The organism is Actibacterium sp. D185-2, from assembly GCF_054954595.1.
In genome coordinates, this window is sequence record NZ_JBPWNX010000001.1 from 411,055 (window position 1) to 430,824 (window position 19,770).

Here is a 19,770-nt window from a genome sequence, read left to right on the forward strand (position 1 = left end):
ATTGAGAAACGGTTTCTGGAGCCGCAGTCAGTTCTGTGGCCCGCAAAGCGCTTGATGATGGCGGATGGCCGCGTCCACATCCGCGTAATAGGTCAGCTTTCCGTCCTCGAGCACGGCGGCGTGGTCACACAGCCGCTGGACCATGCCCAAGGCGTGCGACACGATGATCGCGCCGCTGGTTTTCAGCCGCTCGGCAAAGAGTGCCTCGCTTTTGCGTTTGAAGGCGATGTCGCCGACCGATGTGACCTCATCCACCAGATAGGTATCGAACGGGATCCCCATCGACACCCCGAAGGCCAGCCGCGACCGCATCCCCGACGAATAGGTCCGGACGGGCAGGTGAAACTGCGGGCCCAGCTCGGCGAACTCGGCGACGGTGGCGGTCAGCGCGTCGGTATCGACGCCATAAACCCGGGCGATGAAACGGGTGTTCTGGGCGCCGGTCAGCTCGCCATGAAAGGAGCCGGCAAACCCCACCGGCCATGACACCGTGCCGGTCGAAATGATCCGGCCCCTGTCGGGGTCCATGGTGCCGGCAATCATCCGCAGCAGGCTGGATTTGCCGGCGCCGTTGCGCCCCAACAGCGCCACCGCCTTGCGCGCCGGGAAGGTCGCGGTGATGTGGTCGGCCACCACTTTGCGCTGGCCGTGCAGGGTGTAGGTCTTGCACAGGTTTTCGATCCGGATCACGGGCAGGCCTATCGGCGGTCACGGAGGCTGTAATAGATCAGCGTCAGGATCGACCAGCCGATCAGCAGAAACACCGACACCAGCGCCAGCAGCGTCAGCCGCCGGGGATATTCGGCGCGTTCGGCGCGGGTGGGGCCGACATAGGCGGCCAGATAGCGCGACTGGCGCTGGGCCTGGGCGCGGGCGGCCTCATGCGCGGCAAGCGCGGACAGATAGGATTTCTGGGCAAAGTCCATCTCGACCGTCAGGCTTTCATATTCGGCCATCAGGTTGGCATAGGCGGCGTCCCCGTCATCGGCGCCGCCGCCGAACCGGCGTCGTTCGGCGGCGATCCGTTGCTCGATTACCGCGACGCGGCGCTCGGCCTGCAGCACCCGGGTGCCGACCGCAGCCTTGGTATGGCCGCCTGGCCCGGTGCCACCGGTGGTTATTCGCAGCAGGTCAAGGTCGATCACCGCTTCGGCCAGTTGCGCCTGCAGATTGGCCAGCAGGCCCATCCGGCCCTGGATATCCGCGTTCGGGTCGACGATCTGGGTGCGCGAGCGGAAGGCAGTGACGGTCTGGCGCGCGGTTTTCAGTCGGGCCACGGCGCGGTCGAGCTCCTCTTTGGCATAGCGCGTGGCATCGTCGCGCGCGATGGCCGACAGGGTGTTGATCATCGCAGAGCTTTCATCGAACACCGCTCGGGCGATGGCCTGCGCGTCCTCGGGCGAAAAGGCCAGCACCCGCAGCTCGATCAGCCCGCTGGCCGAATCGTAATAGACCTTCACCACGCGGTGCCAGTGATTCACCAGATCCTCGATCGTGGGATCGGCGGGCAGGCTGAACAGCGGATCGCCCGGCGCGGCATAGAGCGTTGCCAGATCCAGCCGGTCATCGATCTGGCGCACAAGCTGTTGGCTGCGGATGAACTCGAACAGGATATCGGTGTCGGATGAACTGGACCCCGACAGTTCGGTAATGCCGCCCAGCAATTCGATCGGCGATCCGGCCTCCTCCTTGCGGACCGAGAACCCCACGCGCGAGGCATATTGATCCTGCGCTACGCGGAACAGGTAATAGGCCGTCGCATCCATCGGCAACAGCACCAGCAGAAAGAAACTGACGATCAGGCCCAGATGGCGGTGGCGCAGCCGGGCCGGGCCGGCCAGGCCGCTTTGACGCCGCAGCGCCGGGGGGGCCGGTTGCGCCGGAAAGGGCAGGGTCTCTGCGCGGGCCTGTGTCACGGTATGTTCCTTCTGGTAACCTTCGGTTGAGACCTGCGCGCTATGCCGAAAGGGCGCAGCCCATCGTCCGGGCCGACGCTACCCGAAACGAAGTTGATAAAGCGTTCACAGCATGACAACCGATCTGATCCGCCCCCGGCCCGTGCGCCGCCTGCGTACCGCGCGCACCGTCTTTGCCCTGATCGTGCGGGAAATGGCGACGACCCATGGCCGTTCCGCCGGCGGCTATCTGTGGGCGGTGCTGGAGCCGGTGGGCGGCATCGCCCTGTTGACGCTGATCTTTTCGCTGGCCTTCAGCGCGCCGCCGCTGGGGCAAAGCTTTCCGTTGTTCTATGCCACCGGGTTTCTGCCGTTCATGATGTACATGGATCTAAGCCAGAAACTGACCGTGGCGATCCGGTTTTCCAAGCCGCTGCTGTTCTATCCCGGCGTCAGTTTCGCAGATGCGCTGATGGCGCGGTTCGTGCTGAACGCCCTGACCCAGGTGCTGGTCATGACGATTGTCGTGGCCGGGATCGTTCTGGCCTTTCGCGTCAACGTGATCTTCGATTTCCCGGCCCTTGCGCTGGGCTTCGCGATGGCGGCCGCGCTGGGCCTGGGGGTTGGGACGCTGACCTGCCTTCTTGTCTCGCTCTTCCCGGTGTGGGAGCGGCTGTGGGCCGTTGCCAACCGCCCGCTATTTGTTGTCTCGTCGATCTTCTTCGTGTTCGAAAGCGTGCCGCAGCCATGGCGCGGCTGGCTGTGGTTCAATCCGCTGGCGCATGTGATCGGGCAGATGCGCAAAGGCATCTATCCGACCTATGCGGGCGACTTCATCTCGCCGCTTTATGTCTTTGGCTTCGGCGGGGTGACGCTGTTGGCCGGGCTGCTGTTTCTGGGCCGGTATCACCGCGACATCATCAACGGCTAACCGATCAGACGAAGATGAAATCCCCGGTGCTCAGATCATCCGCCTGAACCCCGGCCAGACGGATGATCTGGCCGTCATATTCGATCTGCGCATAGGGCGCGTCGTTGATCCAGACATCGCTGATCTGCAGCGCGCCGAACTTGCCGGGCACACCGCCCAGGCGAATCCGGTCCTCGCCAAGCTCGAAATCCTGGATCGTATCGATCTCGCCCGCGGTGAAGTCGTTGAAGACGAAGATATCGGCCCCGGCCCCGCCATACAGCGCGTCATTGCCCAAGCCCCCGTTCAGCGTGTCGTCGCCGTCTTCGCCCCACAGCCGGTCATTGCCGTCGCCACCACCGATGAAATCATTGCCGGTGCCGCCCCAGGCCAGGTCGTCGAAACTGCCCGCGCCGATGCTGTCATCGCCATTGCCGCCGTAAAGTTCATCCTTGCCGGTGCCGCCGCCCAGACTGTCATTGCCATCGCCGCCCTGAACGATGTCGTTGCCATAGCTGCCGGCCAGCGTGTCATGGCCCGCGCCACCGATCACCACATCGGCGCCGTAGCCGCCGCTCATCCGGTCATTGCCGTCGCCGCCGTCGAGATAGTCATCGTCATTGCCCGACCCGATCTCGTCATTTCCGGCACCGCCGAACAGCGTGTCGCGCCCGTTGCCGCCGCCGATCTGATCGTGCCCGTCGCCGCCATCCACGAAATCATCGCCGTCCGAGGCCGAGATATTATCGTTGCCGCCGTCGCCATAGATCGAATCGTCGCCGTCGTGCCCCAGCAATTCGTCATTGTCGGCGCCACCGCTTATCTGGTCATTGCCGCCGCCGCCTTCCAGCCGGTCGCGCCCGTCGCCGCCCCGCAGCACATTGTCGCCCGCGTCGCCGATCAGCCGGTCGTCGTGATCCGAACCCGACAGCCCCTCGATCCCGTCATAGCTGTCGCCGGCGGCGTCGCCGGAATTGACCGAGGGATCGGCCAGGCTGGCGCGCACACCTTGCGCGGCGTCCGAATAATCGGCCAGATCGACGCCTTCGCCGCCATCCATCACATCGGCCCCTGCGCCGCCGGTCAGGATGTCGTCGCCGCCCCGGCCCATCAGCGTCTGATCAGACGCGCCGCCCAACAGGTGATCGGCGGTCTGGCCGCCCACCAACAGGGCCTCGTCGCTGCCGGTGGGGCCGGTCACCTCGGGGCCGAGAAAGAGGCGCGGCACGTTGATCACGTCCGAGGTCTTGAAATCCGCAGGATCCAGCGGCAGCCCGTCGGCGCTGATCAGCACCACGGTTTCCACGCCGAAGGTCAGCTCGGCCCCGTCTGAGGTTGCGGTGATCTGGATGTCGGACACGTCGTACAGCATCCCGAAGGCCGACAGATCCAGCTGATCCTCGCCCAGCCGGAAATCGGTGATTGTGTCGACCTCGCCATCCAGCGACAGCACGAAAATATCGGCCCCCGGGCCCCCCGCCATCACATCGCTGCCCGCCCCGTCGATCAGAATATCGTCGCCCGCCCCGCCGAGGATCACGTTATCGGCGGCCCCGCCGCCCAGCAGATCGTTCCTGGCGGTTCCGTTCAGCGTGGTTCCGCCGCCCTGCACCAGATCGCCCAAGGGTCCCGGGGTGATGGTGAATTGCGACAGGCCCGCCTCGGCGCCCGAGACCACGAAAAGCTGCACCTCGCCATCGACGATCTGCACCGACATGTCGGTGATGTTGGCCAGACTGGTCTGCGCGGTGTCGACCAGCGTTTCCAGATGCAGCAGCCGCCCGTCAGGCAGCATGGTGAACAGCGACAGCCCGTCGTCGCTGCCGGCGGCCAGCACAAAGACCCGCCCGTCCACGGTGAAACTTTCCATGACCGACGCATTGGCGAAACGGGTGTTCAGATCGTCCATCACCTGATCGACCGGCACCATGGTTCCGTCCTCCTCCAGCCGCAATACGGTCAGGCTGGAGGACCCCGATGCGGCCACGACGATGAATTGGGTGCCGTCCATCTCGACCATTTCCAGCGCCTGCGGATCGTTGATCGGCAGCAGATCGCCGGCCCCGATCGCATCGACCTGCGTCAGGCTGCCATCGGGGTCGACGCGATAGCTTGTCAGCCCGTCCTCTGCGGCCGAGGCGGCGATGACATAGCTGGTGCCGCCCAGTTCGGCCGTGGCCAGCGCGGTGATCCCGGCGGCAAGGCTGTCGGCGTCATCCGGGATCGCCTCGATCAACACCAGATCGCCGTTGGGCTGCACCGCATAGGCCGACAGACCGCTGGCATTGGTATCGGCCAGATAGAGATAGGTCTGCCCGCCCTGGTTCAGGGCCAGTGCCTCGATCCGGTCGGATTGCTCGCCCGAGCGGTTGGCATAGATCGTCTGACTGTCGGATTCGCTTTGGGCGGCGACGGCGGCCAGATCGTCCTTGCCCAGCGTCACGATCCGCCCGCCCAATACGGCCGAACTGGTCTGCGTCAGGGTCGGGGGATAGGCGGTGTCCTCTGCCACCACGGCAAGCTGACCATCGTCAAGGGCGAAGGTGACGCGCTGGCCCGAACCGTTATCGGTCAGCACAAGCGTGCCGGGGCCGCCCGTCGCGCCCGCATCCAGCCGCCCCACCACTGTCGGTGTTTCCAGCACACTGTCGAATAGCGTTCCCTGATAGGCGAAATACGACATCTCAACCACCCTTTCCACGCACCCCTGCGTCCGGGACAGGATTTGCGGATCGGGCTTAACCGCGTTTTGCCAGAATGTGTCAGGCGCGGGGCGCTTTCGGAAAATGTGAATGGTTTGGCGGTGGCTGCGGGGCTGGAAACCTCTCGCTTACCTTCTGCTGCTAGGGGTGAAGGGAGGACGGGTTCGGCAACCGGAAAAGGGATCTGAATGACGCTTTCCAAACGTGTGTTCGATGTGGTCTTGGCGCTGCTTCTTACGGGGCTTTTGGCACCGCTTATGATGGCTGTCGCGGTGCTGATCCTGCTGCGCGACGGACGCCCGGTGTTTTACCGGGCCGAACGGATGCGCGCGCCGGGCCAGCCCTTTGCGTTGTGGAAATTCCGTACGATGCGCCCCGCCGCAGGCGCGGCCCGTGCCAGTGGCGGCGATCAGGCTGCCCGGATCACGCCGCTGGGGCGGGTGCTGCGACGCCGGCGGCTGGATGAGTTGCCACAGTTGATCAACATTCTGCGCGGCGATCTCAGCTTTGTCGGCCCGCGCCCGCCGCTGCGCCGGTATGTCGCGCGGTTTCCGGACCTCTATGCGCAGGTCTTGCAAAGCCGCCCCGGCGTGACCGGGCTGGCCTCGTTGCTGTATCACCGGCACGAGGAATGGCTGCTGGCGCCCTGCCGCACCGCAGCCGAGGTGGACGCGACCTATGCGCGCCGCTGCGTGCCGGCGAAGGCGCGGCTCGATCTGACCTATCAGCGAAGCCGGTCCTTCGCGCTTGATCTGTGGGTGATCTGGCGGACGGCGCGGGTGGTGTTTGGCAGGGCGGTCTAGGGCGATGATCCGGGCGTTTTTTTCTGCCGCCGCACGGCTTTTCGCAGGGTTGCGGTGGCGCATCGGGCGGGCGGTTGATACCGCGCCCGGCGGCCCGCGACGGGGTCCGCCCGATCCGCCGCGCGTTTCCGACTTGTTGGGCCGGGCCGCGCAATGGGCGGCACCAGACCCCGTGTATCCCGCATATCAGGGCCGATCTGTGCTGGTTTCCGGGGCGGGCGGGTCCATCGGGGCAGAGCTGTGCCGCCAGATCCTCGGGTGCGGTCCGCGCCGGCTGGTGCTGTTCGAACTGGGCGAGTTGGCCCTTTATACGGTCGAACGGGACCTGCGCGCCCTTGCCGACGGGGCCGGGGTCGAGATCGTGCCGGTTCTGGGCTCGGTCGGCGACGAGGCGCTGGTGCGCCGGGTGCTGCGCGCGCAAGGGGTCGAGGTGATCGTGCACGCCGCGGCCTATAAACACGTGCCGATGGTCGAGGCCAACCCGCTGGCCGGCATCGGCAATAACGTGTTCGGCACCGCCACCCTGGTACAGGAGGCGCGGGCGGCCGGTGTCGGGCTGTTCGTGCTGATCTCGTCCGACAAGGCGGTGCGCCCGGCCAATGTGATGGGCGCGACCAAGCGCATGGCCGAACTGCTGGTGCTGGATCAGGCCAGCCGGGCGGCGGGCACGGTTTTTTCGATCGTCCGGTTCGGCAATGTGCTGGGGTCGTCCGGATCGGTCGTGCCGCTGTTTCGCGAACAGATCGCCAAAGGCGGGCCGGTGACGCTGACGCATGAGCGCGCGACCCGTTTTTTCATGACGGTGCAGGAGGCGGTGCAACTGGTGCTGACCGCGGGCAGCCTGGCGCGGGGCGGCGAGGTGTTCGTGCTGGACATGGGCGCGCCGGTGCCGGTTCGCCGACTGGCCCGCCGGATGATCGCGGCTGCGGGCCACAGCCTGCGTGACGCCGCCAATCCCGGCGGCGACATCGAAATCGTGGTGACCGGCCTGCGCCCCGGCGAAAAGCTGCATGAGGAGCGGATGATCGGGCAGGGGGCAATGCTGACCGCGCATGGCAAGATCTTTCAGGTGCCCGAACCCGGCCTGTCGGAACTGGAGGTCGCCGCCGCCCTGCGCGATCTCAAAGAGGCACTGGCGGCGGGCGATGACCAGACCGCGCGCAGGGTGCTGTTCCGCCGGATCGCGCCATATCATCCGGCCCCCGCGGCGCAGGCGCGATAGGCGCCCGGTTCAGCCGCGTTTCAGGGTTTCGCCACAGCTCAGACGCGGGGTGAGTTCGATGCGGTCCCCCGCGAAGCTGACCCCGCTTTCCGAGCATCGCGCGATGATTTCGGCCGCCTTGGCGCCGATTTCGTGGCGGCAGGCATCCATCGTGGCCAGGCGCGGGTTCAGACCGTCCAGCAATTCGATCCCGTTGAACCCCGCCAACCCGACCTGCCCCGGCACATCAATGCCGTTGTCCAGGCAATGCAGCAGCCCGCCCGCGGCGATCATGTCGTTCGAATAATACAGAAAATCCACATCGGGGGTGCGCTTGAGGACGGTCTCGGTCATCTCGCGCCCTTTCAGAAGCGCGGAGCCGCCGGAATAGAATTCGTGATCGGCGATCTCGATGCCTTCGCGCGCCAGCGCCGAGGTCAGCCCCTCGAACCGTTTGCGCGCCCGGTGGTCCAGCGGCATTTTCGTGCCCAGAAACGCAATGCGGCGATAGCCGGCCCGCGCGATTTCGCGGGCCATCTCGGCGCCCGCGCGACGGTGCGAGATGCCGACCACGGAATCCACCGGCTCGCCATCGGTATCCATGATCTCGACGATCGGAATGCCGGCGTTCATCAGCATCGCACGGGCGGCATCGCTGTGTTCCAGCCCGGCGATGATCACGCCCGAGGGCCGCCAGGACAGCATTTCATACAGCACCCGCTCTTCGCGTTCGGGGCGGTAATGGGTGATGCCCACCACCGGCTGCAACGGCCCGTCCTCCAGCGCCTTGCTGATGCCGGTCATCACCTCGGGGAACACCATGTTCGACATTGACGGAATGATCACCGCCACCAGATTGACCCGCTGCGAGGCCAGCGCGCCGGCGATCTTGTTGGGCACATAGCCCAGCCGTTTCGCGGCCTGCTGCACCCGTTCGCGGGTGGCCTGGCTGACATCGCCCCGGTTGCGCAACACGCGACTGACCGTCATTTCGCTGACGCCCGAGGCCTCGGACACATCACGAAGGGTCAGAGGACGGCGCGGCCGGGAAGGCGGTGTGTTTGTCAATGGAATGCCCTGTTGCTCGATGCTGCTTCTTTTAGTTAGCGTCTATGGCCGGCTTTGTCCAAGTCCGAACAGATTCCGGCGGCGCGACCGCAGGTCCAGGGTTGAAACCGTCTGTCTTTCCGGCAAGAAAGGCCGCAATGGCCCCGTAGCTCAGCAGGATAGAGCGACCGCCTCCTAAGCGGTAGGTCGGTGGTTCGAATCCACCCGGGGTCACCATCCCGCCCTATCCGGCCAGCAATGCGCGATGTTCGGCGATCAGGTCGTGCAGGAAATCGGCGACGGCGCGGACGCGCGGCACGGTCGCAAGGTCGCGGTGGATCACCAGCCACATGTCCTGGGTCAGGCCGGTTTCGTCACCCGCGCGGGTCAGCCCCAGACGGCGGCCCAGAAAATCGGGCAGCACCGCCAGCCCCAGGCCGGTTTGCGCGGCGGTGGCCTGGGCCGAAAGCGTCGTGGTCGTCAGAACCGGCGACCGACCGGCCAGCCGGGCGGTGACCCAGCGCGCGGCCGGCAGGTTGGCGTGGCTTGCGTCCCACCCGATCAGCGGCACCTGCGCGCCGCCGTCATGCGCGGCGACCATCTCGGCCTTGCCATACAGGCCATAGCCCAGCCGGGTCAGCCGCTGTCGGGTGACGTGGCCCTGCAGCGGCACCTGCATCCGCAGCGCTAGGTCGGCCTCGTGCCGGTTCAGATCGACCGAGGCGATATCGGTCGAGAGCGCCAGCGACAATCGCGGATGGCGGCCCAGAAGCCGGGGCAGGGCGGGCAGGATCAGTTCGGCGGCCAAAGTCTCGGCCGTGGCCAGGCGTACCTGCCCGGCAATCTGCGAGCGGGCGCTGGCCCCGGCGTCGAAGGCATGGGCCGCGGCCTCCAGCGCCTCGGCGCGGGACACAAGCGAGGCGCCCTCGTCCGACAGCCGATAGCCGGACTGATTGCGCAGGAACAACGGCACACCCAGCGCGGCCTCCAGCCGCTCGACCCGCCGGGCGACGGTGGCCAGCCCCAGGTCAAGCGCACTGGCCGCGCCGCGCAGGCTGCCGGCACGCGCCACCGCCAGAAACACCCTGGCATCGTCCCAGTTCATCGTGGCCTCCTGTTCCGAAAATGGAAAATGGATTGCCGGTTTCGGCCATAGCGTACCGCTCGCGGAAACCTAGGTAAACGCTATCGTTTGAACAGGAGAATGCACGATGCAGACCCGTAACCTGACAAAAGACCTGACCGTTTCCGCGCTTGGCCTTGGCTGCATGGGGATGAGCGAATTCTACGGCGCGCGCGACGATGCGGAATCGCTGCGCGTTCTGGACCGTGCGCTGGAACTGGGGATCACCTTCTACGACACGTCCGACATGTATGGCCCGCACCATAACGAAGAGCTGCTGGGCGGCTGGATGAAGGACAAGCGCGACCGTGTGGTATTGGCGACCAAGTTCGGCATCGTGCGCGACCCCGGCGCATATGGCCGCAGTGTGGATAACAGCCCCGCCTATGCCCGCAAGGCGCTGGAGGCGTCGCTGACGCGGCTCGGCACCGACCATATCGACCTTTACTATGTTCACCGGATCGAGGCCGGCCGCCCGATCGAAGAGGTGATGGGCGCCCTGTCGGACTTCGTGGCCGAGGGCAAGATCCGCCATATCGGGTTGAGCGAGGCCAGCGCCGAAACGCTGCGCCGGGCCCATGCGGTGCATCCGGTGGCCGCCCTCCAGACCGAATATTCGCTGTGGACGCGCGAGGTGGAGGCCGAAATCCTGCCGACCTGCTGCGCGCTTGGCATCGGGTTCGTGCCTTATTCGCCGCTGGGCCGCGGCTTTCTGACCGGACGGTTCACCGGCGCGCAGGATTTCGAGGCGGGCGATTTCCGCGCCGCGCTGCCGCGCTTTGCGGGTGAAAACCTGCAGGCGAACCTGGCCCTGGCCGACAAGGTGCGCGACGTGGCCCAAGATGCGGGCGCGACCCCGGCGCAGGTGGCGCTGGCCTGGCTGCTGGCGCAGGGCGACGATATCGTGCCGATCCCCGGCACCAAGCGGGTGAAATATCTGGAAGACAACGCAGGCGCGGTCGGCCTGACGCTGAGCCCGGCGCAGATGACCGCGCTGACCGAAGCATCGGATACCTTGCCGGTCCTCGGCGCGCGTTACACCGAGGAGGGGATGAAAGGGGTCAACGTCTGATCCGCGTCAGATCATGCGGATCACATCCTTGTCGATCGACAGCATATAGCCCTTGCGCGCGATGTTCTTGATCAGCAATTCGCTGACCATCTGATTGCCCAGCGTGTCGCGCAGCCGCTTGATGCGGGTGGCTCCGGCGGCCTCGTCGCAATCGGCGGCGTGGCGGCCGGAGATCACCGCCTCGATCTCGGCGCCGGACAGGATGTCGTCGTCCATCCGGGCCTCGGCCAGCACCGACAGCGTTTCGATCGCGGCTTCGGTCAGCGAGAATTCCATGTCGTTCAGGATCACGGTGTTTTCGCCCCGGCTGATCAGCAACGAAGAAACCTGAATGCCCGTCCTCTCGATCTCGCCCATGCGGCGGTTCAGGCCGATGATCGTCAGCAGAAACACCAGCGCGGCCACCAGCAACGCGGCGGCAAAGACCAGCAGCACGAAGATCACCACCCGGTAGGAGGACAGCACGTCCGAAAAGGTGGTGCCCGACTGGGCCAGAATTTCCAGAAGCTTGATCTCGGCGCCTGAGGTCAGGTCGTCATTTTCGATGAATATCCGCTCGACCCGGGCGTTGAAGGCGTTGGCGTCCGGCAGGGTCACAAACAGCAAAACCGCCACCGCCAGCAGGATCAGCACGATCGCGGCGATCCCCCATTGCGCCACATGCGCGCCCTGTCGCCGGGATTCAGTAGCGAAGGTAGAATTTCCCGGCACTCTCTTTCCTTTCCGCCAGCCCGCCTTTCTCGAATATCGACATGACGTTCAGCAGTTTCCAGCCGTCCCTGGCGATGCGCTTTTCGATTTCGCGCGCGGCGGCTGGGCGGCCTGTGCAGGCGGCATCGGGCAACTCGATCACCCCGTAATGCAGGCGCAGGGGCGTTTCCTGTTTGGCTTTGTAATCGGCATAGCAGCCGGCCGAGGCGGGCAGCGCCGCCAGCAGGGCAGCGACCAGGGCGGCGGGGAAGAGGATGCGATTTTTCATGCCCGCAGAATGGGTCAGAGCCCGCCGTTATTCAATAACAACCCTGCGTGTGGCGCGCGTTATCCCATAGCGGGGCGCTGTTATTGCCTGCGGATGGGGGCTGGCCGACCCTTGGGCATCACCCGACATGCAGAACGCAGTAGCAGAACGCAGTAAAGGATAAACCGATGACCAAGACCCTTACCGCCACCGTGCTGGCCGCCGCCCTGGCTAGCGCAAGCCTGCCCGCCGCCCCCGCCCATGCCGGCGGCAGTGGCGATGCGGCGGTGATGATTGCGCTGGGCGCGGCTGCGGTCTTCGTGCTGGCCGATGTCCTTGACGGCAACAAGGGCAAGAAGAAAGCGCCGGCGCAGGTCCAGGCCAGCCCGGCGCCGAAGACGAACGACTGGTATGGCTACGGCTACGACGATCATCACCACGGCAAGAACGGGCAGTCCAATGGCAAGCCGCGCCATCACGCCGGACCGCCGAACCCGAATATCCTGCCATCGCAATGCGTGCGCCGGATCGATAAGCGCAAGCCGCAAAACCAGCGTCAGCAACAAGGCTACATGCCCGCAACCTGTCTGAAGCAGGCGGGCTATCGGGGGCATCTGCCCAGCACCTGCGAAAAGACCTATTTCACCGAACGCGGCAAGCGGGTGGGATACGCGACAAGCTGCCTGATCCAGAACGGCTATGTCATCGGCTATACCCGGCCCTGACATGCACCGGCGGCGGAAGGGGGCGGCTTGCGCCGCCAGTTTCCGCTTGCGGCGGGCCGGGTCACGGGGGATGACAGGGGCATGACGAAACCCGCCCCCGATTTCAGTTTCGAAACCGCCGCCCTGACCCGCGGTGCCCGGCTTGTGGTCGGGGTGGATGAGGTGGGGCGCGGTCCGCTGGCCGGTCCCGTCACCGCCGCCGCCGTCTGGCTGGATCCCGCGCGCATTCCGGTGGGGCTGAACGATTCAAAGATGTTGACCGCCCGCCGGCGCGAGGCGCTGTGCGCCGAGCTGTTGCAAGTGGCCGAAGTGTCCGTCGCCCATGCCACGGTCGAGGAGATCGACAGTCTCAACATCCTGGCTGCATCGCATCTGGCGATGCGCCGGGCCATCGCCGGGCTGCCACGCGCGCCCGACTACGCCCTTATCGACGGTAATCTGATGCCAAAGGCCCTGCCCTGCGCGGGCGAGGCGATCATCAAGGGCGACGCGCGTTCGGTGTCGATTTCGGCGGCGTCGATCGTGGCCAAAACGTACCGCGACCGGCTGATGGTGGATTTGGCGCAACAGCATCCCGGCTATGGCTGGGAAACCAATGCCGGTTACGGGTCCAAGGCGCACCTTTCCGCGCTTCGAAATCTTGGTGTGACCCCACACCATAGGCGTTCGTTCAAACCCGTCCACAATATCTTGTATCAAGATAAATCAGTAAGTGACTGATTCAAAAAAGAATTTGACGGCGAATCGGCAATGACTCATCTTTGACCTCAACATAACGACGCCAAAACGGCGCGGCACAGAGGCAGAGATGAAGACAATGACCAAGGTGAAGGAGACGCCCGCGCTTCCGCTCAATCAGATTGTGGCCGGCGATTGCGTGGAGGTGATGAACAGCCTTCCGGAAAATTCCGTCGACCTGATTTTTGCCGATCCGCCCTATAATCTTCAGCTCAAGGGCGATCTGCACCGGCCCGACAATTCCAAGGTCGATGCGGTGGATGACGCCTGGGATCAGTTTTCCAGCTTCGCGGCCTATGACCGGTTCACAGACGCCTGGCTGACGGCCGCCCGGCGCATCCTGAAGCCCCATGGTGCGATCTGGGTGATCGGGTCGTATCACAACATTTTCCGCGTCGGCGCGGCGTTGCAGAATGCGGGCTACTGGATCCTCAACGATGTGGTCTGGCGCAAGTCGAACCCGATGCCGAATTTTCGCGGCAAGCGTCTGACCAACGCGCATGAGACGATGATCTGGGCCAGCAAGGAAGAGGCCAGCAAATACACCTTCAACTACGAGGCGCTGAAATCCCTGAACGAGGGTATCCAGATGCGCAGCGACTGGGTGCTGCCGATCTGCACCGGACACGAGCGGCTGAAGGACGAAAACGGCGAAAAGGCGCATCCGACGCAAAAACCCGAAAGCCTGCTGCACCGGGTCATGGTGGCCAGCACCAACCCCGGCGACGTGGTGCTCGACCCGTTCTTCGGCACCGGCACCACCGGCGCGGTGGCCAAGATGCTGGGGCGCGAATTTATCGGGATCGAACGCGAGGAGGCCTACCGCAAGGTCGCCACGGCCCGGATCGCGAAGGTGCGCAAGTTCGACAAGGAGGCGTTGTCGGTCTCGACCTCGAAACGGGCAGAGCCGCGGGTGCCTTTCGGCCAGCTGGTCGAGCGCGGGATGCTGCGCCCGGGCGAGGTGCTGACCTCGCCGCGCGGCAAGGTGGCCAAGGTGCGCGCCGATGGGACGCTGGTGGCCAATGACGTCAAGGGTTCGATCCATCAGGTCGGCGCGGCGCTGGAAGGCGCGCCAAGCTGCAACGGCTGGACCTACTGGATGTTCAAGCGCGACGGCAAACAGGTACCGATCGACCTGCTGCGCCAGCAGATCCGCGCCGAAATGGCCGAGCGTCCGAACTGATATCCCACATGTGAAAGTTACCGCTGGTGCCTGTGGCCTGACACCACGGCATCAACTTGCCCCGCCTTCTGGCGGGGCTTTTTTTGGTCTGCCGGTGCGATTGCCGCCCAGCCTGCGGGGCTGCGGCGGAAGATGTGGGTGGTGGCCAGCCGGAACTGTGGCGTTCTCCCGTCTGCCGCCATGCGCTGAATCACCGCCTTGTCGCCTTCCAGCGTCAGAATGGCGAAATCGTTGGGCTCGTCGCGCAGCCGCGTGGACAGGCCGGTGCCGACATGAAGCTGCAACATCCGCCTTTGGTTCGTGCGGCTGAGGAACGGATCGACCTTCCAGCTGTGCAGATGCCCGCTCAGGACGATATCCGCGCCGCATTCGGCCAGCCTGTCGATCGCACCCGAGGCACCGCGCATCAGTTTCTTGCGCGCGTCCGGCCCCTGCTCCAACGGGTGATGCGCGACCAGTATGTTGACCGGGCCGGTTTGCGCAAAGGCCCGGCACACCCGCGCGACCGCGCGGCGGCGGATCAGGCCGCGCTGACCGCTATAGGGGTTGACCGTGTTCAGCCCGGCCACCCGCATTTGCGGATCGCTGTGGTCTGGTTCCAGCCGGTCGCCGATCCAGCGCCGGTAGCGGGCGAAGGGCGTGATCCAGCGCAGGAACGGATTGTACAGCGGGATGTCGTGGTTGCCCGGTACGATCAGGCTGGGCGCTTCGATCCGGTCGATGAAGGCGCGGGCCTGCCGGAACTGACTGTGCCGCGCGCGCTGGGTCAGATCGCCCGAGATCACCACCAGATGCGGCGCGGCATCGTTCACGGCCGTCAGCAGCGGATCCAGCAATTCGGGCCGCGTGCGCCCGAAATGCAGATCCGACATGTGGACGATTCGCCTCATGCGTCCCCGTCATCGGCCGGAACGATCACGCTCAACGCATCACGCCGCAACTGAAAGTGCAGCGGGGCGGTCATCACTTCCTTTTCGCCGTCGCGCGCGATCAGGTTCTTGCGGCGCCGGGTTTCGATCACGATGTCGCGGCCGCCGATCAGCTCCACATCGCGGCCCACCTGCATGTTGCGGTTGGCCAGCATCAGGGCATGGCGCACCAGCCCCAGACGCCCGTGATCGGCGGCGACATACAGGGCGAACCTGCCGTTGCGCACGTCTTCGGCGCCCTCCAGTTCGAATTGTTCGAGCTGATAGGCGCTGTTGGCGACAAAGGCCAAGGGAGAGCGCATCCGGCGCACCTCGCCATCCACGACGATGCGCATGGTCAGCGGGTTGGTGAAATTCACCAGCGCCACGATGACGGACCAATAGGCCGCGATCCGGCTGCGGCCCCAGCGGCGATAGACGCCTTCACGCTGATCCAGAATGGCGGGATAGGCGCCCAGACTGGCGTTGTTCAGAAAGGTCCTGCCGTTCACCTCGCCCACCGAAACGGGCGCGGTCTGCCCGCCGCGGATCACGGCCATCGCCTCGTCCGGGGCTTCGGGGATGCCCAGTCCGCGCGCGAAATAGTTGAAGGTGCCCAGCGGCAGCACGCCCATCACATGATCCGTGCCCTTCAGCTGCGAGGCGACGGCGCAGATGGTTCCGTCGCCGCCCGCCGCAACGATGGTGCGGTATCCTTCTTGCATCGCCTGGCGGGTCTCTTCGACGATATCGTCGCCTTTGCTGATCTGTTTCAGGTCGCTGCGTCCCGGATAGTCGCGCAGCCATTTTTCAAGGGTTGCGCTGGTGCGCGCGCTGTCGTCGGCCCCGGCGCCGGGGTTGAAGATCACGCACAGGTCGCGTCCTGCGACGGCGTTTGCGTCTGGCATATGTCTGACCGCCTGGTTCGGGCCCGGCTGTCCGAGCAGTTGCATCATGCAAGCCAAACGTGGCGGCGGCCGACTTGTTCCGGCAAAGATGCGTCAGGCCCCGTGCGGCAGTGGCGTGTCGCCTTTGTTATAGGGCGTCCAGTCGTCGATTTCGGGATAGAACTGCCTGCGCCAGGCGCGCACCCGCGGGTTCATCCGCCGCCGCCACAGGGGCGGGATCATCGCCAGCGTGGTCATCGCGGGATAGCCCATGGGCAGTTGCGGCGCATCATCCGCCGCATAGGTTTGCAGCAGGGGAAAGCGCCGGTCGGGTTTGTAGTGATGGTCGGAATGGCGCTGCAGGTTGATCAGCAGCCAGTTCGACGCGGTATGTGATGCGTTCCAGGAATGGCGCGGCAGGACATGTTCATATTTGCCCTCGCCCAGATGTTTGCGGGTCAGGCCGTAATGCTCGACGTAATTGGTCAGCTCCAACTGCCAGATCGCCGAAAGCGCCTGCCATGTGAACAGCGCGATGCCGATCCAGCCGCCGGCCAGATAGGCCAGCGCCAGTGCGCCCAGTTGCAGCGCGCCATAGCGCCAGAACGGGTTGGTGCGATGCCAGGCCGGCAGCCCCTTGCGCGCCAGCATCTGCGCCTCGGCCCGCCAGGCCGAGTGTGGGCATTCGAACAGTACGCGGAAAAAGAAGCGGTGGAAGCCTTCGTTATAGCGCGCGGTGACCGCGTCGCGCGGGGTGCCCACATGGCGGTGATGGACCTGCAGGTGCTCGCTGCGGAAATGGCTGTACAGGACCGTGGCCAGCAGCAGATCGGCCAGCCAGCGTTCCCCCCGGTTTTTCTGGTGCATCAGTTCGTGTGCATAGACGATCCCGATCGTGCCGGAAATCACACCGACGCCGAAGAACAGCAGAATGATTTCGCGCGGCGACAGGTGATCGGTATGGGTGACCCACCAGATCATGCCATAGATCGCGGTGAACTGGATCGGGAACCAGATCAGGGTGATCAGACGGTACCAGAACAGATCGCGTTCGGGCGTCATCGGATCGGCGTTGGTCAGGTTCAGCCCGGTCAGCGCGTCCAGCACCGTGATCAGCAGCCAGGCGTAAAGCGGCATCAACAGGACGGTCCAGCCACCCTGTGTCGCGCCGACGATGGCCAGCGGGATCAACAGCAGCGACAGCCAGAAGGGCAGCGCATTTCGCATCCGTGCAGTTTGCGGCGAAGGGGTCATGCCTTGCTCCGGGTCAGATCTGCGCATCCGATACAACTATATCGCGCGATCAGGCCGGGTTCAAAGCGGATTGCGCCAGATCGAAGGCCTTGCGCATCACCGTGGGCAGGTCAGAGGGGCGAAAGGCGTCGCGCCCGATGAACTGGCCGCGCTGTGGCGTGGTCCCCGGCGGCACCTCGGCCACGCGCAGGGCCAGCCGCAGGTGGAAATGGGTGAAGGTGTGGCGCACCTCGGCGCCGGGGTCGTGCCAGTCGGCGCGCAGCGGCGGGGCGTCCGTGGGTGCGTCGCCCCAGTCCGACCCCGGCCAGCCCAGCATTCCGCCCAGCAACCCTTTGTCGGGGCGCCGTTCCAGCAGCCAGGCGCCATCGGTGCGCCGGGCCAGATAGGCGATGCCGTATCGCGTGGGCTTGGCCTGTTTGGGCAGTTTGCGGGGCAGCGTGGCCTGTAGGCCAGCGGCCCGCGCCTGACAGGGATCGCGCAGCGGGCAGATGCCGCAGGCGGGTGATTTCGGGGTGCAGATCGTGGCGCCCAGATCCATCACCGCCTGGGCGTGGCAGCCGGGGCGCTGCTGTGGCGTCAGCCGGGCGGCCAGATCCGTCAGTTCGGGCTTGGCGGTGGGCAGCGGCGTGTCCACGGCGAACAGGCGCGCCATGACCCGTTCCACATTGCCGTCCACCACCGTGGCGGGTTCGTCAAAGGCGATCGCGGCGATCGCGGCGGCGGTATAGGGGCCGATGCCGGGCAGCGCCAGCAGCGCCGCGCGGCTTTGTGGAAACTGCCCGCTGTGGTCGGCCGTCACGACGCGGGCGCATTTCAGCAGGTTGCGGGCGCGGGCGTAATATCCCAGCCCGGCCCATTCGCCCATCACGTCACCATTCTGGGCCCCGGCCAGGGCCTGCACGTCGGGCCAGCGCGTGGTGAAGCGGTGGAAATAGTCGCGCACGGCGGCCACGGTGGTCTGTTGCAGCATCACCTCGGACAGCCAGACCGCATAGGGATCGGGCCGCGCCCCGGCCTTGCGCGCGTCCGGGCCAATGCGCCAGGGCATCGCGCGCGCGTGGCGGTCGTACCAGTGCAGCAGCGCGCTGCTCATGTCGTCATAACGCAATCTTTATGCCCTCCGCCCCGGTATTTCATTGGCTGCGCCCGCATTGGCGCATAAGAATAGCCGCGAGCGAGGGAATTGACAGGCACGATGCGCAGCACTTTCCAGAAAGGCCGCCCCAACCGCCGGATGCGCGGGTTCGAGAGGACATCGAGCCTGTTGACCGACCGGATTCGCACCGCCGGTGAAAAGCGAGGCTTCGCGGTGACCCGCCTGCTGACCCATTGGGCCGAGATCGTGGGCGAGGAAACCGCCCGCGCCGCCCGCCCGGTCAAGGTGCATTACGGGCGCGAAGGGTTCGGGGCCACGCTGACCGTGCTGACCACCGGCGCCCATGCCCCGATCCTGGAAATGCAGAAAGAGGCGATCCGCCAGAAGGTCAACGCCTGTTACGGTTATGCCGCGATCTCGCGCATCAAGCTGACCCAGACCGCGCCCACCGGCTTTGCCGAGGGGCAGGCGCAATTCGCCCCGGCCCCGCGCCAGACACCGCCGCCCGACCCGCAGACCCAGGCCGCCGCCGCGGCCCTGTCGGGCGAGGTGGCAGATGACGGGCTGCGCGCAGCCCTTGAAGCCCTTGGACGGAACGTCTTGTCCCGTCCGAAACGGTAAGGAGACCGAAGTGATGAACCGCAGAACTGTCCTGTCCCTGGGTGCCGCAGCGCTGGCTGCCGGTGGGTTTTGGCTGAAAGGGCTGACGCCCGTTGGCCCGGCCCGGGCCGAAGCCGCCCCGCTGATCGAGGACATGGCGATGGGGGCCGCGGATGCGCCGGTGACGATCATCGAATATTCTTCGTTCACCTGCCCGCATTGCGCGACGTTCCACGACACCGTGTTCAAGAAGCTGAAGCCGGAATATATCGACACCGGCAAGGTGCGGTTCGTTTACCGCGAGGTCTATTTCGACCGCCCCGGCCTGTGGGCCGCGATGGTCGCGCGTTGCGGCGGCGAGATGCGTTATTTCGGAATTTCCGACATGCTGTTCGCCAAGCAGCGCGACTGGATCGGCGACGGCTCGGGCGAGGCGATCGCCGCCAATCTGCGCCGGATCGGCCGCAGTGCCGGGCTGAGCAACGCCGAACTGGACGCCTGCCTGAACGATGGCGACAAGGCCCAGGCGATGATCGACCACTATGATGTCATTATGAAAGAATACGACATCAAGGGCACGCCGACGGTGATCGTGAACGGCACGTTGCACAAGAACATGAGCTATCCCGACCTGAAAAAGATCATCGACGCGGAACTGGCCGGGTAAC

At 65.5% G+C, this 19,770-nt stretch carries 19 protein-coding genes, 1 tRNA gene and 1 pseudogene; 10 read left to right on the forward strand and 11 right to left on the reverse strand.

Going from position 1 to position 19,770, the window contains the following annotated elements:
- Positions 1 to 27: 27 nt before the first annotated feature.
- On the reverse strand, positions 28 to 690 hold the full coding sequence (locus ACSR1C_RS02065; RefSeq protein WP_460257655.1) for an ABC transporter ATP-binding protein: 663 nt from the start codon (positions 688 to 690) through the stop codon (positions 28 to 30).
- An 8-nt stretch (positions 691 to 698) separates the two neighbouring features.
- A complete protein-coding gene (locus ACSR1C_RS02070; RefSeq protein ID WP_460257656.1) occupies positions 699 to 1,916 on the reverse strand; it encodes a sugar transporter in 1,218 nt (405 codons plus the stop codon).
- Positions 1,917 to 2,028: 112 nt separating this feature from the next.
- Between ACSR1C_RS02070 and ACSR1C_RS02075 the strand changes: the two genes are divergently transcribed.
- Positions 2,029 to 2,826 carry an ABC transporter permease gene (locus ACSR1C_RS02075; RefSeq protein ID WP_460257657.1) on the forward strand — a complete coding sequence of 266 codons (798 nt, stop codon included), beginning with the start codon at positions 2,029 to 2,031 and terminating at the stop codon, positions 2,824 to 2,826.
- Between the two features lie 4 nt (positions 2,827 to 2,830).
- Here the strand turns inward: ACSR1C_RS02075 and ACSR1C_RS02080 are convergent, their stop codons facing one another.
- Positions 2,831 to 5,488 carry a calcium-binding protein gene (locus ACSR1C_RS02080; RefSeq protein WP_460257658.1) on the reverse strand — a complete coding sequence of 886 codons (2,658 nt, stop codon included), beginning with the start codon at positions 5,486 to 5,488 and terminating at the stop codon, positions 2,831 to 2,833.
- Positions 5,489 to 5,695: 207 nt separating this feature from the next.
- Here ACSR1C_RS02080 and ACSR1C_RS02085 point away from each other — a divergent pair, with 207 nt between their 5' ends.
- Together ACSR1C_RS02085 and ACSR1C_RS02090 are read left to right on the forward strand one after the other, a co-directional pair.
- Positions 5,696 to 6,310, forward strand: coding sequence for a sugar transferase (locus ACSR1C_RS02085; RefSeq protein ID WP_460257659.1), 615 nt, complete (start codon positions 5,696 to 5,698; stop codon positions 6,308 to 6,310).
- Positions 6,311 to 6,491: 181 nt separating this feature from the next.
- A pseudogene (locus tag ACSR1C_RS02090) lies at positions 6,492 to 7,532 on the forward strand (UDP-N-acetylglucosamine 4,6-dehydratase family protein); the annotation flags it as partial.
- Between the two features lie 9 nt (positions 7,533 to 7,541).
- On the opposite strand, the gene ACSR1C_RS02095 reads toward ACSR1C_RS02090, so the two are convergent.
- Positions 7,542 to 8,579, reverse strand: coding sequence for a LacI family DNA-binding transcriptional regulator (locus ACSR1C_RS02095; protein WP_460257660.1), 1,038 nt, complete (start codon positions 8,577 to 8,579; stop codon positions 7,542 to 7,544).
- A 139-nt stretch (positions 8,580 to 8,718) separates the two neighbouring features.
- On the opposite strand from ACSR1C_RS02095, the gene ACSR1C_RS02100 reads away from it, so the two are divergent.
- A tRNA-Arg gene (locus tag ACSR1C_RS02100) sits at positions 8,719 to 8,795 on the forward strand.
- 7 nt (positions 8,796 to 8,802) lie between these two features.
- Here ACSR1C_RS02100 and ACSR1C_RS02105 read toward each other — a convergent pair.
- Positions 8,803 to 9,663 carry a LysR family transcriptional regulator gene (locus tag ACSR1C_RS02105; protein WP_460257661.1) on the reverse strand — a complete coding sequence of 287 codons (861 nt, stop codon included), beginning with the start codon at positions 9,661 to 9,663 and terminating at the stop codon, positions 8,803 to 8,805.
- A gap of 106 nt (positions 9,664 to 9,769) precedes the next feature.
- Between ACSR1C_RS02105 and ACSR1C_RS02110 the strand changes: the two genes are divergently transcribed.
- On the forward strand, positions 9,770 to 10,753 hold the full coding sequence (locus ACSR1C_RS02110) for an aldo/keto reductase (RefSeq protein ID WP_460257662.1): 984 nt from the start codon (positions 9,770 to 9,772) through the stop codon (positions 10,751 to 10,753).
- A 6-nt stretch (positions 10,754 to 10,759) separates the two neighbouring features.
- On the opposite strand, the gene ACSR1C_RS02115 is transcribed toward ACSR1C_RS02110, so the two are convergent.
- Both ACSR1C_RS02115 and ACSR1C_RS02120 read right to left on the reverse strand, forming a co-directional pair.
- A complete protein-coding gene (locus tag ACSR1C_RS02115) occupies positions 10,760 to 11,464 on the reverse strand; it encodes a winged helix-turn-helix domain-containing protein (protein ID WP_460257663.1) in 705 nt (234 codons plus the stop codon).
- The gene (locus tag ACSR1C_RS02120; protein WP_460257664.1) at positions 11,436 to 11,732 is read right to left on the reverse strand and encodes a hypothetical protein; all 297 of its coding nucleotides are present in this window, start codon (positions 11,730 to 11,732) and stop codon (positions 11,436 to 11,438) included. Before ACSR1C_RS02120 ends, ACSR1C_RS02115 begins: the two co-directional genes overlap by 29 nt.
- A 167-nt stretch (positions 11,733 to 11,899) precedes the next feature.
- On the opposite strand from ACSR1C_RS02120, the gene ACSR1C_RS02125 reads away from it, so the two are divergent.
- From ACSR1C_RS02125 to ACSR1C_RS02135, 3 genes are all read left to right on the forward strand, one after another.
- A complete protein-coding gene (locus ACSR1C_RS02125; protein WP_460257665.1) occupies positions 11,900 to 12,436 on the forward strand; it encodes a hypothetical protein in 537 nt (178 codons plus the stop codon).
- Between the two features lie 81 nt (positions 12,437 to 12,517).
- Complete coding sequence (locus ACSR1C_RS02130) at positions 12,518 to 13,156, forward strand: ribonuclease HII (RefSeq protein ID WP_460257666.1); 639 nt, start codon at positions 12,518 to 12,520, stop codon at positions 13,154 to 13,156.
- Between the two features lie 88 nt (positions 13,157 to 13,244).
- A complete protein-coding gene (locus tag ACSR1C_RS02135; protein WP_460257667.1) occupies positions 13,245 to 14,357 on the forward strand; it encodes a DNA methyltransferase in 1,113 nt (370 codons plus the stop codon).
- 17 nt (positions 14,358 to 14,374) lie between these two features.
- Here ACSR1C_RS02135 and ACSR1C_RS02140 read toward each other — a convergent pair whose 3' ends face one another.
- From ACSR1C_RS02140 to mutY, 4 genes are all read right to left on the reverse strand, one after another.
- On the reverse strand, positions 14,375 to 15,247 hold the full coding sequence (locus ACSR1C_RS02140; protein WP_460257668.1) for a metallophosphoesterase family protein: 873 nt from the start codon (positions 15,245 to 15,247) through the stop codon (positions 14,375 to 14,377).
- A complete protein-coding gene (locus ACSR1C_RS02145) occupies positions 15,244 to 16,173 on the reverse strand; it encodes a diacylglycerol/lipid kinase family protein (RefSeq protein WP_460257669.1) in 930 nt (309 codons plus the stop codon). The genes ACSR1C_RS02140 and ACSR1C_RS02145 overlap by 4 nt, the downstream gene beginning before the upstream one ends.
- A 93-nt stretch (positions 16,174 to 16,266) precedes the next feature.
- The gene (locus ACSR1C_RS02150) at positions 16,267 to 17,406 is read right to left on the reverse strand and encodes an alkane 1-monooxygenase (protein ID WP_460257670.1); all 1,140 of its coding nucleotides are present in this window, start codon (positions 17,404 to 17,406) and stop codon (positions 16,267 to 16,269) included.
- Between the two features lie 49 nt (positions 17,407 to 17,455).
- Positions 17,456 to 18,499, reverse strand: a complete 1,044-nt coding sequence (mutY, locus tag ACSR1C_RS02155) for an A/G-specific adenine glycosylase (protein WP_460257932.1) — start codon at positions 18,497 to 18,499, stop codon at positions 17,456 to 17,458.
- Between the two features lie 102 nt (positions 18,500 to 18,601).
- Between mutY and ACSR1C_RS02160 the strand changes: the two genes are divergently transcribed.
- Positions 18,602 to 19,123 (forward strand): DUF721 domain-containing protein, encoded by a 522-nt coding sequence (locus tag ACSR1C_RS02160; RefSeq protein WP_460257671.1) that lies wholly within the window; start codon positions 18,602 to 18,604, stop codon positions 19,121 to 19,123.
- Between the two features lie 13 nt (positions 19,124 to 19,136).
- A complete protein-coding gene (locus ACSR1C_RS02165; RefSeq protein WP_460257672.1) occupies positions 19,137 to 19,769 on the forward strand; it encodes a DsbA family protein in 633 nt (210 codons plus the stop codon).
- Position 19,770: the final 1 nt, after the last annotated feature.